This is a genomic window from Escherichia sp. TW14182 (assembly GCF_000208525.1).
GTDB classification, from domain to species: domain Bacteria; phylum Pseudomonadota; class Gammaproteobacteria; order Enterobacterales; family Enterobacteriaceae; genus Escherichia; species Escherichia ruysiae.
On the sequence record NZ_AEJZ01000152.1, the window covers coordinates 1 to 11,595 of the forward strand.

Genomic DNA, 11,595 nt, shown 5'->3' on the forward strand with positions numbered 1-11,595 from the left:
ACGAGCTACCAGGCTGCTCCACCCCGCGTCCGTGGATGCGCACTATACTCCGCTCGCATTTTCATGCAACCTTTTTTTTACCCGGATCACGGATTTGGCATGATTTTGAACAAAAACAAAACGCTACCGTCTATTTTTTGTGCAAAATTTGCGTCAGGGAGAGTCTGCTCATTTCATTAAACGCGACGGTTTGTTATCTTCGTTGTGCCTTATTTTTTAACCTGAAGAAGAGAACAATGAAAGGACGTTGGGTAAAGTACCTTCTTATGGGCGCTGTTGTGGCGATGCTTGCCGCCTGCTCCTCCAAACCAACCGATCGCGGACAGCAATATAAAGACGGGAAATTTACCCAGCCTTTCTCTCTGGTGAACCAGCCAGATGCCGTTGGCGCACCAATTAACGCCGGTGATTTTGCCGAGCAAATTAACCATATTCGTAACTCGTCACCGCGTCTGTATGGCAACCAGAGTAATGTTTATAACGCGGTGCAAGAGTGGCTGCGCGCAGGCGGTGATACCCGCAATATGCGCCAGTTCGGCATTGACGCCTGGCAGATGGAAGGCGCGGACAACTATGGCAACGTGCAGTTTACAGGCTATTACACGCCGGTAATTCAGGCGCGCCATACCCGCCAGGGCGAGTTCCAGTATCCTATTTACCGTATGCCGCCAAAACGCGGCCGTCTGCCGTCTCGTGCGGAGATCTACGCGGGGGCACTGAGCGATAAATATATCCTCGCTTACAGCAACTCCCTGATGGATAACTTCATTATGGATGTACAGGGTAGCGGGTATATCGATTTTGGCGACGGCAGTCCGCTTAACTTCTTCAGCTATGCCGGAAAGAACGGTCATGCCTATCGCAGTATTGGTAAGGTGCTGATCGATCGTGGCGAAGTGAAAAAAGAAGATATGTCGATGCAGGCGATTCGTCACTGGGGGGAAACGCACAGTGAAGCCGAAGTTCGCGAACTGCTGGAACAGAATCCGTCTTTCGTCTTCTTTAAGCCGCAATCTTTTGCACCGGTGAAAGGAGCAAGTGCTGTGCCGCTGGTTGGTCGTGCTTCTGTTGCCTCCGATCGCTCGCTCATCCCGCCAGGCACTACCTTGCTGGCAGAAGTACCGTTGTTGGATAATAACGGTAAATTTAACGGTCAGTACGAACTGCGTCTGATGGTGGCGCTGGATGTCGGTGGCGCAATCAAAGGCCAACATTTCGATATCTATCAAGGGATCGGGCCGGAAGCCGGACACCGCGCAGGTTGGTACAACCACTATGGACGTGTCTGGGTGCTGAAAACGGCACCGGGTGCAGGTAACGTCTTTAGCGGCTGATGTGTTATTCTGTACGCCGTTTTTACGGATAAGACAGGATGAGGGATAACCTCATCTCCTGATTGTTAACTAAGTGCGCATTGTTCATGCCGGATGCGGCGTGAACGCCTTATCCGGCCTACAAATCATGCAGATTCAATATATTGCAGGAGTTATGTAGGCCTGATAAGCGTAGCGCATCAGGCATTTATGCGTTTAGGGTGGGGGATAACCTCACCCTTTTTAATTCTGAGGTGCTATGTCTGTGGTAATTAGTGATGCCTGGCGTCAGCGTTTTGGCGGCACTGCGCGTCTGTATGGTGAGAAAGCCTTGCAACTATTTGCCGATGCACATATCTGTGTGGTCGGCATCGGTGGTGTCGGTTCCTGGGCAGCGGAAGCTCTGGCGCGCACGGGGATTGGCGCAATAACGCTTATCGATATGGATGATGTGTGTGTCACCAATACCAATCGGCAAATTCACGCGCTGCGTGATAACGTCGGGCTGGCAAAAGCGGAAGTGATGGCGGAGCGTATTCGCCAGATTAACCCGGAGTGTCGGGTGACAGTGGTGGACGATTTCGTGACGCCGGATAACGTAGCGCAATATATGAATGCCGGTTATTCGTATGTTATTGATGCCATTGACAGTGTGCGCCCCAAAGCGGCACTAATCGCATACTGTCGTCGCAATAAAATCCCATTGGTAACGACGGGGGGGGCCGGCGGGCAGATTGATCCGACGCAGATTCAGGTTACTGACCTGGCGAAGACTATTCAGGACCCGCTGGCGGCGAAGCTGCGCGAGCGCCTGAAAAGCGATTTTGGCGTGGTGAAAAACAGCAAAGGTAAGCTCGGCGTGGATTGCGTGTTTTCTACCGAGGCGTTGGTATATCCGCAGTCAGACGGTACGGTCTGTGCGATGAAAGCCACGGCGGAAGGACCAAAGCGAATGGATTGCGCATCAGGATTTGGTGCGGCAACGATGGTGACCGCCACCTTTGGTTTTGTTGCGGTTTCTCATGCGCTGAAGAAGATGATGGCGAAAGCGGCGCGCAAGGAATAACCATTATGTCGGATGCGACGCGAGCGTCTTATCCGACCTGGATTTGTGCTTAAACCTGTTTCGCCGCTGTGATAATCGCCTCGCTTAACGCATTCAGCCCCTGACTGCGTGAGGCACTAAGTTGCGCACGCAATCCCAGCTCATCAAACAACGCCAGCGGCGACTGCGTTTGTAACTCGGCGGCGGTTTTGCCCTCCACGGCGGTCAACAACACTGCCAGCAGACCGCGCACAATGCGTCCTTCGCTGTCGCCAAAGAAATGCATCTTGCCGTTTTCAGCCACGGTATACCCCAGCCAGACGCGGTTTTCGCATCCGGCAATCTCTTTGGCCTGTGCTTTTAATTCATCAGGTAAAGCCGGAAGCTGTTTCCCCAGCATGATCAACTGGCGATATTTCTCTTCCCACTGCGTCAACGGCGCGAAAGTATCGCGTAACGTCTCTGCGGTAACGGTTGTGCCGAACGGATGTCCGGCGAATTGCGGGTTTGTCATTAATCCACCAATAATTCCAGCGCGCGGTCAACGGCGTTCACCAGCGCATCCACATCACTCTTTGTATTATATGGCGCAAAAGAGGCGCGCAGTGTGCCGGTTACGCCTAATTCTGCCAGTAGCGGCTGAGCGCAATGCTGCCCGGCGCGCAGGGCAATACCGTACTCTGCCAGCAAAGTCACCATATCGCTGTGATGAACCCCCGCGAAATCAAAGGCCAGCAGGCTGGAATCCTGGCAGCGGAATGAACGAAAGCCTGGACGTTTTGCCAGCGCATCTTCTGCAAGCGTCGCCAGGCTACGACTCCAGCTTTCTGCCTGGTTAATATCATAATCTGCCAGCCATTCCAGCGCCGCGCTTAACCCAATGACGCCTGCGACGTTGGGCGTTCCGGCTTCCAGTTTCCACGGGGCAGATTGTGTGGTGAAGCCGTCAAAACTGACTTCGTGAATCATTTTGCCACCGCCGAGCCAAGGCGACATTGCTTCCAGCAGTTCTGGTTTGCCATACAGCACGCCGATACCCGTCGGGCCGTAAAGTTTGTGACCTGAAAAAGCGTAGAAATCGATATCCAGTTGCTGAACATCTGCAGGGAAATGCACCGCCCCCTGAGCACCATCAACCATCACCACCATCCCGGCTGAATGGGCAAAGGTAATCGCTCGCGCCAGAGCCGGGCAGCCGCCAGTGACGTTCGACATCTGGCCCAACGCCAGAATCCGGCTACGGGGAGTAATCAGCTCTGGTAACAAATCGACATCTGGCAGACGCTGCGCATTAAGCGGCAACTTCACCACTTTGGCTCCGGTTTGTTGGGCGACCATCAGCCAGGGGACGAGGTTGGCGTGGTGCTCTGCCACGCTGACAATAATTTCATCGCCCGGTTGCAGACGCGGACGCGCATAGCATTGCGCCACCATGTTGATGGATTCGGTGGTGCCGCGCGTCCAGACAATGGTTTTGTCATCTGGAGCATTGAGCAATTGCGCCACTTTCTCCCGCGCAGCCTCATAACGTGCGGTCAGACGTTGGGCTTCGGCAAACTGGCTGCGATGGACGTTTCCGGCGCTAAGGCTATAGAACTGTCGGGTAGCCTCAACCACGGCTTCGGGCTTGAGCGCGGTTGCGGCACTGTCGAGATAGACGCCCGCATCCTGTAATGCGGGAAACTGCGCACGGAACTGCGCGGGATTAAAAACGTTCATGGTACTCCTCGGCTTGATTCACCGATCGTGACGCAAAATTCACTTTGATACAAGGAGAGTGCTAACCATCGGAATTATCTGGATATCCTGGCGAAGCCGCGTCAGTAACATATGCTGAATAGTGTTAGGCGTTAATTTTAGCCTGTTAATCAATACTATTAAGATTTATTAATCGCTTTAAGGAGAAGAAGATGAAAAAGACTGCCGCAATTATCTCTGCCTGTATGCTGACTTTTGCCCTGAGCGCCTGTTCCGGTTCGAACTATGTGATGCACACCAATGACGGACGTACCATCGTCTCTGACGGTAAACCACAAACTGATAATGAAACCGGTATGATTTCGTATAAAGACGCTAATGGCAACAAACAGCAGATCAACCGTACCGACGTGAAAGAGATGGTCGAGCTGGATCAGTAATTCGCGATCGCAAGGTAAAAAAAAGCACCGCAATTAGGCGGTGCTACATTAATCACTATGGACAGACAGGGTAAATGTACAGGAAGTGAAAAAAGGTAGCTTAGCTACCATGGTCTGAATCGCAGACCAATTGCAAACACAACAACACAACATCACAACCGTAAGCCAAAAGTTCACCAGAACACGCATTCCGATAAAACTTTTCGTTCCGGCTCAGGAAGTGCCGCCACTATAGGTATTTGCTGGTAGAAGCTCAACGGACAATTTATAATGGCTCAGATAAAAAAAACTAATAGGTTACATAGTGTGATCTAATTGTTAAATTCATTTAACATCAAAGTTTAAAAGCCATGTCAAAACGATTACCACCGCTAAATGCCTTACGAGTTTTTGATGCCGCCGCACGCCATTTAAGCTTCACGCGCGCAGCAGAAGAGCTTTTTGTGACCCAGGCCGCAGTAAGTCATCAAATCAAGTCACTTGAGGATTTTTTGGGACTGAAACTGTTCCGTCGCCGTAATCGTTCACTCCTGCTGACCGAAGAAGGGCAAAGCTATTTCCTCGATATCAAAGAGATATTTTCGCAATTAACCGAAGCGACGCGTAAACTCCAGGCTCGTAGCGCCAAGGGGGCGTTGACGGTCAGTTTACTCCCCAGTTTTGCCATCCACTGGCTGGTGCCGCGACTTTCCAGCTTTAATTCAGCTTATCCGGGAATCGACGTTCGAATCCAGGCGGTCGATCGCCAGGAAGATAAACTGGCGGATGATGTTGATGTGGCGATATTTTATGGTCGGGGCAACTGGCCGGGGCTGCGGGTCGAAAAACTTTATGCCGAATATTTGTTGCCGGTGTGTTCTCCGCTACTGTTAACCGGCGAAAAACCCTTGAAGACGCCAGAAGATCTGGCTAAACATACGTTATTACACGATGCGTCCCGGCGTGACTGGCAGACATATACTCGCCAGTTGGGGTTAAATCATATCAACGTTCAACAAGGGCCGATCTTCAGTCACAGCGCGATGGTGCTGCAAGCGGCTATCCACGGGCAGGGAGTCGCATTGGCGAATAATGTGATGGCGCAATCGGAAATCGAGGCCGGACGCCTTGTCTGCCCGTTTAATGATGTTCTGGTCAGTAAAAATGCTTTTTATCTGGTATGTCATGACAGCCAGGCAGAACTGGGTAAAATAGCCGCCTTTCGCCAATGGATCCTGGCGAAAGCCGCTGCTGAACAAGAAAAATTCCGCTTTCGTTATGAACAATAATTTACGTAGGGTACGACCATGACCAGCCGTTTTATGCTGATTTTCGCCGCCATTAGCGGCTTCATTTTTGTGGCTCTCGGCGCTTTTGGCGCGCATGTGTTAAGTAAAACCATGGGAGCCGTTGAGATGGGCTGGATCCAGACCGGCCTCGAATACCAGGCGTTCCATACGCTGGCGATTTTAGGTCTGGCGGTGGCGATGCAGCGTCGCATCAGTATCTGGTTTTACTGGAGTAGCGTTTTCCTCGCGTTAGGCACGGTGCTGTTCAGCGGCAGCCTTTATTGCCTGGCGCTGTCCCATCTGCGTTTGTGGGCGTTTGTCACACCGGTTGGCGGCGTGAGCTTTCTCGCGGGCTGGGCGTTAATGTTAGTCGGAGCTATCCGTTTAAAGCGCAAGGGCGTAAATCATGAATAAGGTTGTATTGTTGTGCCGTCCTGGCTTTGAAAAAGAGTGTGCTGCGGAAATTACCGATAAAGCCGGCCAGCGGGAAATTTTCGGTTTTGCCCGCGTGAAAGAGAATGCGGGTTATGTCATTTATGAATGTTATCAACCTGATGATGGCGATAAGTTAATCCGTGAGCTGCCGTTCAGTTCATTAATTTTTGCCCGCCAGTGGTTTGTAGTGGGGGAGCTCCTGCAGCATTTGCCGTCAGAAGATCGTATTACCCCCATTGTCGGCATGTTACAGGGCGTAGTAGAGAAGGGCGGTGAACTGCGTGTTGAAGTTGCCGATACCAACGAAAGCAAAGAGTTGCTGAAATTCTGCCGTAAATTCACCGTGCCGCTACGCGCTGCCTTGCGCGATGCGGGTGTGCTGGCGAACTATGAAACGCCGAAGCGTCCGGTGGTGCATGTATTCTTTATTGCACCAGGCTGCTGCTATACCGGCTACTCCTACAGCAATAATAATTCGCCGTTCTATATGGGGATTCCACGCCTGAAGTTTCCGGCGGATGCGCCAAGCCGTTCCACGCTCAAACTGGAAGAGGCATTTCATGTGTTTATTCCTGCGGATGAGTGGGATGAACGCCTGGCAAATGGAATGTGGGCGGTAGATTTGGGCGCTTGTCCAGGCGGCTGGACCTACCAACTGGTGAAGCGCAACATGTGGGTATACTCCGTCGATAACGGCCCGATGGCGCAAAGTCTGATGGATACCGGACAGGTGACGTGGCTGCGGGAAGATGGTTTCAAATTCCGCCCAACACGTAGCAATATCTCATGGATGGTATGCGATATGGTTGAAAAACCAGCGAAAGTTGCGGCACTGATGGCACAGTGGCTGGTTAATGGCTGGTGTCGTGAAACTATCTTCAACCTTAAGCTGCCGATGAAAAAACGCTACGAAGAAGTGTCACACAATCTGGCGTACATTCAGGCACAGCTTGATGAACATGGTATTAACGCCCAGATTCAGGCGCGGCAGTTGTATCACGATCGCGAAGAAGTGACGGTGCATGTCCGTCGTATCTGGGCTGCGGTGGGTGGTCGTCGCGACGAACGGTAAGTGAGTTGGCTGGGGCATTGACTCCGGTCTGGCATCCGATGTTTGTACCGGTGGCAACCCGCGTGAAGCAACGCTTGAGGATATTGTCGAGCTTTACCATACCGCCTGGTAAATGCGCTGATGTGATAATGCCGGATGCGACGCTAGCCGCGTCTTATCCGGCCTACAAGTGCATTTAATTCAATGAGGTGTTAATCGGTAGTATTCGGCACGCCGTTATCGTACCAACCGCAATTGCTGTAAATTGCCGTCGATATGCAAGTCGGTTTGTAAGCGGGCAATATCGCGACACAGAAACGCCATCTCTTTATGTTCTTCCAGTTTCTTGCGCCACTTTTCGGCAACCGCGTCGATATTTTCATATATCCCTTCCAGACTCTGAAACTCGACGAGTAACTGCGTGGCGCTTTTTGGCCCAATCCCCGCAACACCCGGCACCTTTGAGCTGCTGATCCCCGCCAGCCCCCAATAATCGGGTAATTGCTGAGGTTGAACGCCAAATTCTTTATCGATAAACGGCGCATCAAGCCAACGTTTCTGAAAGTAATCACGAATACGCAGTGCAGGTGAAAGGAGCTGACAGTAGCCTTTGTCTGTCGAAACAATGGTTGCCTGATGCCCGGCCAGGGTCACTTTTACTGCCAGCGTGGCGGCTAAGTCATCTGCTTCGTTGCCGCTGGCTGACCAGCATCGGACACCGCGTTGTTCAAAGGCTGCGCGTAACGCAGGCATTTCGTTGTGCAACTCTTCCGGCATTGGCGGACGACCGGCTTTGTAATCCGGTAAACGCTGATGACGCCAGCCGCTACTGCGGTTTTCATCATCAAAAACGGCGACGGCGTGGGTTGGCTGGCTGTGCATAATGAGCTGATCGAGCGCGTGCTGGCAGGTCTCCACGCAGGGTGAGCCCTGAACGGCATGAATGCGACGAATAAGATTCAGTGCATCGACAATAAGCAAATGAACAGCCACGATAACCCCCTTAAAGATCAGGCGATAAGGGTAACATTCGATGTCGGAACAGGCTACGGCTGGATGAGAAATCGGGAAGAGTGCTCGCAAAACGAGGTTTGATATTGATGACAACGCCAAATTGCCAGATGCGCTACGCTTATCATGCCTACAAAAGAATCACAATCTATTGAATTTTCGCTGTTTTGTAGGTCGGGTAAGGCGTTTACGCCGCATCCGACATAAACAACAGGCACATTCTCAACAATGTGAGGCCTCGCAAAACGAGGCCTCTGGAGAGAGATTAATCGCAGGCAACAATCTTCATTGCCAGGCCGCCGCGAGAAGTTTCACGGTACTTGGCGTTCATATCTTTACCTGTTTCGTACATGGTTTCGATAACTTTATCGAGGCAGACGCGCGGCTCGCTGGTACGGCGCAGCGCCATACGCGCGGCGTTCACCGCTTTCACTGCCGCAATGGCATTACGCTCAATGCACGGCACCTGTACCTGTCCGGCAACCGGGTCACACGTCAGGCCGAGGTTATGCTCCATTGCGATTTCTGCCGCGATACATACCTGTGCCGGGCTTGCGCCTAACAGTTCTGCCAGACCCGCCGCTGCCATAGAGCACGCTACGCCAACTTCGCCCTGGCAGCCGACTTCGGCACCAGAAATCGAGGCGTTCATCTTATAAAGAGAACCAATGGCGCTTGCCACCAGCAGGTAACGAGCCAGTGAGTTAGCGTTCACTTCACGGATAAACTTGTCGTAGTACGCCAGCACTGCCGGGATAATCCCGCACGCGCCGTTAGTCGGTGCAGTCACCACGCGACCACCAGCAGCGTTCTCTTCGTTCACCGCCAGAGCGAACATGTTGATCCAGTCAACAACCGCCATCGGGTCAGTGGTGTTTTTGTCCTGGCTGACCAGCATCCGGCGCAGAGCCGCCGCACGGCGTGGAACGCGCAGTTTGCCTGGCAGCACGCCTTCGGTGGCAATACCGCGCTCAATACCGCCGCGCATCACTTCCCAGACATTCGCCAGGTGCTGTTCCAGCTCTTCTTTGCTGTGCAGCGCCAGTTCGTTTTTCATCATCAGGCCAGAGAGTGACAGCCCGGTTTCCTGACAATGCTTTTGCAGATCGGCTGCTGAGCTGTACGGATAAGGAACTTCAACCGGTGCGCTATCCTGCTGACCAAAATGTTCTTCATCAACGATAAAGCCACCGCCGATGGAGTAGTAAGTCTGGCTGTAAACAACTTTATCGCCCGCCAGCGCGGTGATGCGCATACCGTTTTCATGCAGAGAAAGGTTGTCGGCATGGAAGTTCATGCACTGATCAACCGGGAACTCCACTTCGTGCTGACCATTTGCCAGCATCAGGCGACCATGAGTATTCACATCCTGAATAAAACCAGGGATGGAATCGATATCAACGGTATCCGGCAGGTTACCCGCCAGCCCCATAATAATGGCGATATCAGTGTGGTGGCCTTTACCGGTCAGAGAGAGCGAGCCGTAGACATCAACCACCACGCGAGTCACGTCTTTAAGCAGGTTACGGGCAATCAGATCGTCGGTAAATTGTTTACCCGCTTTCATTGGTCCAACGGTATGGGAACTGGAAGGACCAATGCCGATTTTGAAAATATCGAATACGCTAATCATAGGAAATTCATCGGGTTAAAACGGAGGAAGCGCCGCCCGAAAGCGGCGCGAAAGGATTTAGCTGAACAGAGAGTAGAAAATTGCGGAGATAGCAATCAGACCCATCACGACAACGAATACGTTGCTGATGTGACCGCTGTACTTACGCATTGCCGGTACTTTCTGGATTGCGTACATCGGCATCAGGAACAGGATCATCGCGATGATTGGACCGCCCAGGGTTTCAATCATCCCCAGGATGCTTGGGTTCAGCGTAGCAACAATCCAGGTCGTTACCAGCATAAACAGTGCAGTGATACGGTTCAGCTTGTTGATTTCGATAGACTTACCTTTACCACGCAGAGATTTGATCACCATACCGTTGAAGCCTTCACGCGCACCCAGGTAGTGGCCGAGGAAGGATTTGGTGATAGCGATAATCGCGATAATCGGAGCCATCCACGCGATGATCGGCGCGTTAAAGTGGTTCGCCAGGTAAGACAGAATCGAGATGTTCTGCTCTTTAGCCGCAGCCAGGTCTGCCGGAGTCAGGCTCAGTACGCAGCTGAAGACGAAGAACATTACGGTCAGCACCATCATGATGTGAGCGAATGCCAGGATCTTCGAGCATTTCTGTTCTGCCATATCGCCGTACTCTTCACGCTTCGCAACGGCGAAAGAAGAGATGATCGGAGAGTGGTTGAACGAGAATACCATTACCGGAATCGCCAGCCACAGGGTCATCCACAGACCGTTTCCGGTTGCAGATGCAGTGTCCAGAGACAGCGTTTCCAGAGCTGCGCCGTTCCACTGCGGGATCAGGTACAGAGCCAGCAGCATCAGTACGCCAACAAACGGGAATACCAGAATACTCATCGCCTTAACGATCATCTGCTCACCGAAGCGAACGATGGTCATCATACCCACGATCAGGATCAGGGACAGAATCGCACGCGGCGGCGGCGTCATACCCAGCTGGTGAGACATGAAGCTTTCAACCGTGTTGGTGATTGCCACGCTATAAACCAGCAGGATCGGGTAGATAGCGAAGAAGTACAGCAGAGTAATCAGTTTACCTGCGCCAATACCAAAGTGTTCTTCTACTACCTCAGTGATGTCTTCGCCTGGGTTTTTACCAGACAGTACGAAGCGAGTCAGGCCACGGTGAGCAAAAAACGTCATCGGGAACGCAAGGATGGCCATGATGATCAGCGGGATCATACCGCCAACACCGGCGTTGATTGGCAGGAACAGTACACCCGCGCCGATTGCCGTGCCGTAGAGGCCCAGCATCCACATGGTGTCTGTCTTGCGCCAGGCACTGCGAGAGTCTTTCGACGCAATCGTGCTGGTTTGAGTCGTTTCCATCTATTTCTCCTGGAGGAATGCAAATAATTCAGCTTTTAGCCAGTTCAGCCCGGGAAGGTGCCTGGCCGTAAAAATGAAATCTGTCTATCGGCGATGGCTTAATCATTTTCCGCCGTAATAATTTGAGGGCGGAAAGATACACACAAGTTATGCATCTATCAGTGATCTTGATCTCAAATACAATAATCTACTTAGAAGATAGATAATCCCAACTCTTTACTCTGTAAATCAAAAGTAAAAGAGAATTTAAGGGCAATATTTTCCCACTAAACGATATCTGGTTTCTTCCGGGGCGCGCAATATATGTAGGTTGAACTGAAAAAATCAATACTTTTAGTTAATCATGATAAGAAT

General features: G+C 51.8%; 11 protein-coding genes and 1 pseudogene. 7 read left to right on the plus strand and 5 right to left on the minus strand.

The features are described from left to right. Nucleotides 1-236: 236 nt before the first annotated feature. Nucleotides 237-1,334 carry a murein transglycosylase A gene (mltA, locus tag EQY_RS0113405; RefSeq protein WP_000678631.1) on the plus strand — a complete coding sequence of 366 codons (1,098 nt, stop codon included), beginning with the start codon at nucleotides 237-239 and terminating at the stop codon, nucleotides 1,332-1,334. Nucleotides 1,335-1,572: 238 nt separating this feature from the next. After that, nucleotides 1,573-2,379 carry a tRNA cyclic N6-threonylcarbamoyladenosine(37) synthase TcdA gene (gene tcdA, locus EQY_RS0113410; RefSeq protein WP_000117715.1) on the plus strand — a complete coding sequence of 269 codons (807 nt, stop codon included), beginning with the start codon at nucleotides 1,573-1,575 and terminating at the stop codon, nucleotides 2,377-2,379. Nucleotides 2,380-2,428: 49 nt separating this feature from the next. Here tcdA and csdE read toward each other — a convergent pair whose 3' ends face one another. After that, the gene (gene csdE / locus EQY_RS0113415) at nucleotides 2,429-2,872 is read right to left on the minus strand and encodes a cysteine desulfurase sulfur acceptor subunit CsdE (protein ID WP_000184243.1); all 444 of its coding nucleotides are present in this window, start codon (nucleotides 2,870-2,872) and stop codon (nucleotides 2,429-2,431) included. Beyond that, complete coding sequence (gene csdA / locus EQY_RS0113420) at nucleotides 2,872-4,077, minus strand: cysteine desulfurase CsdA (RefSeq protein ID WP_001100453.1); 1,206 nt, start codon at nucleotides 4,075-4,077, stop codon at nucleotides 2,872-2,874. Before csdA ends, csdE begins: the two co-directional genes overlap by 1 nt. A gap of 191 nt (nucleotides 4,078-4,268) precedes the next feature. On the opposite strand from csdA, the gene EQY_RS0113425 reads away from it, so the two are divergent. The 5 genes and pseudogenes from EQY_RS0113425 to EQY_RS26805 form a co-directional block, all read left to right on the plus strand. Further along, complete coding sequence (locus EQY_RS0113425) at nucleotides 4,269-4,496, plus strand: YgdI/YgdR family lipoprotein (RefSeq protein ID WP_000750399.1); 228 nt, start codon at nucleotides 4,269-4,271, stop codon at nucleotides 4,494-4,496. 350 nt (nucleotides 4,497-4,846) lie between these two features. Continuing rightward, entirely contained in the window at nucleotides 4,847-5,764 is a 918-nt protein-coding gene (gene gcvA / locus EQY_RS0113430; protein ID WP_000044401.1) for a glycine cleavage system transcriptional regulator GcvA, read from the plus strand. A gap of 18 nt (nucleotides 5,765-5,782) precedes the next feature. Then, on the plus strand, nucleotides 5,783-6,178 hold the full coding sequence (locus EQY_RS0113435) for a DUF423 domain-containing protein (RefSeq protein ID WP_000203904.1): 396 nt from the start codon (nucleotides 5,783-5,785) through the stop codon (nucleotides 6,176-6,178). Then, nucleotides 6,171-7,271 (plus strand): 23S rRNA (cytidine(2498)-2'-O)-methyltransferase RlmM, encoded by a 1,101-nt coding sequence (rlmM, locus tag EQY_RS0113440; protein ID WP_001045536.1) that lies wholly within the window; start codon nucleotides 6,171-6,173, stop codon nucleotides 7,269-7,271. The genes EQY_RS0113435 and rlmM overlap by 8 nt, the downstream gene beginning before the upstream one ends. 37 nt (nucleotides 7,272-7,308) lie before the next feature. After that, a pseudogene (locus EQY_RS26805) lies at nucleotides 7,309-7,383 on the plus strand (hypothetical protein); the annotation flags it as partial. Between the two features lie 104 nt (nucleotides 7,384-7,487). On the opposite strand, the gene xni reads toward EQY_RS26805, so the two are convergent. The 3 genes from xni to sdaC all read right to left on the minus strand — a co-directional run bounded on the left by xni (nucleotide 7,488) and on the right by sdaC (nucleotide 11,241). Further along, the gene (xni, locus tag EQY_RS0113445; protein ID WP_024212572.1) at nucleotides 7,488-8,243 is read right to left on the minus strand and encodes a flap endonuclease Xni; all 756 of its coding nucleotides are present in this window, start codon (nucleotides 8,241-8,243) and stop codon (nucleotides 7,488-7,490) included. A 283-nt stretch (nucleotides 8,244-8,526) separates the two neighbouring features. Beyond that, nucleotides 8,527-9,894 (minus strand): L-serine ammonia-lyase II, encoded by a 1,368-nt coding sequence (sdaB, locus tag EQY_RS0113450; protein WP_000626400.1) that lies wholly within the window; start codon nucleotides 9,892-9,894, stop codon nucleotides 8,527-8,529. Between the two features lie 57 nt (nucleotides 9,895-9,951). Beyond that, on the minus strand, nucleotides 9,952-11,241 hold the full coding sequence (gene sdaC, locus EQY_RS0113455) for an HAAAP family serine/threonine permease SdaC (RefSeq protein WP_000450473.1): 1,290 nt from the start codon (nucleotides 11,239-11,241) through the stop codon (nucleotides 9,952-9,954). Between the last annotated feature and the right edge of the window lie 354 nt (nucleotides 11,242-11,595).

Excerpts from the sequence above, each read along its gene's own strand:
- mltA (WP_000678631.1), top strand. The coding sequence starts at position 237 with ATGAAAGGACGTTGGGTAAAGTACCTTCTTATGGGCGCTGTTGTGGCG.
- tcdA (WP_000117715.1), top strand. The coding sequence starts at position 1,573 with ATGTCTGTGGTAATTAGTGATGCCTGGCGTCAGCGTTTTGGCGGCACT.
- csdE (WP_000184243.1), bottom strand. The coding sequence starts at position 2,872 with ATGACAAACCCGCAATTCGCCGGACATCCGTTCGGCACAACCGTTACC.
- csdA (WP_001100453.1), bottom strand. The coding sequence starts at position 4,077 with ATGAACGTTTTTAATCCCGCGCAGTTCCGTGCGCAGTTTCCCGCATTA.
- EQY_RS0113425 (WP_000750399.1), top strand. The coding sequence starts at position 4,269 with ATGAAAAAGACTGCCGCAATTATCTCTGCCTGTATGCTGACTTTTGCC.
- gcvA (WP_000044401.1), top strand. The coding sequence starts at position 4,847 with ATGTCAAAACGATTACCACCGCTAAATGCCTTACGAGTTTTTGATGCC.
- EQY_RS0113435 (WP_000203904.1), top strand. The coding sequence starts at position 5,783 with ATGACCAGCCGTTTTATGCTGATTTTCGCCGCCATTAGCGGCTTCATT.
- rlmM (WP_001045536.1), top strand. The coding sequence starts at position 6,171 with ATGAATAAGGTTGTATTGTTGTGCCGTCCTGGCTTTGAAAAAGAGTGT.
- sdaB (WP_000626400.1), bottom strand. The coding sequence starts at position 9,894 with ATGATTAGCGTATTCGATATTTTCAAAATCGGCATTGGTCCTTCCAGT.
- sdaC (WP_000450473.1), bottom strand. The coding sequence starts at position 11,241 with ATGGAAACGACTCAAACCAGCACGATTGCGTCGAAAGACTCTCGCAGT.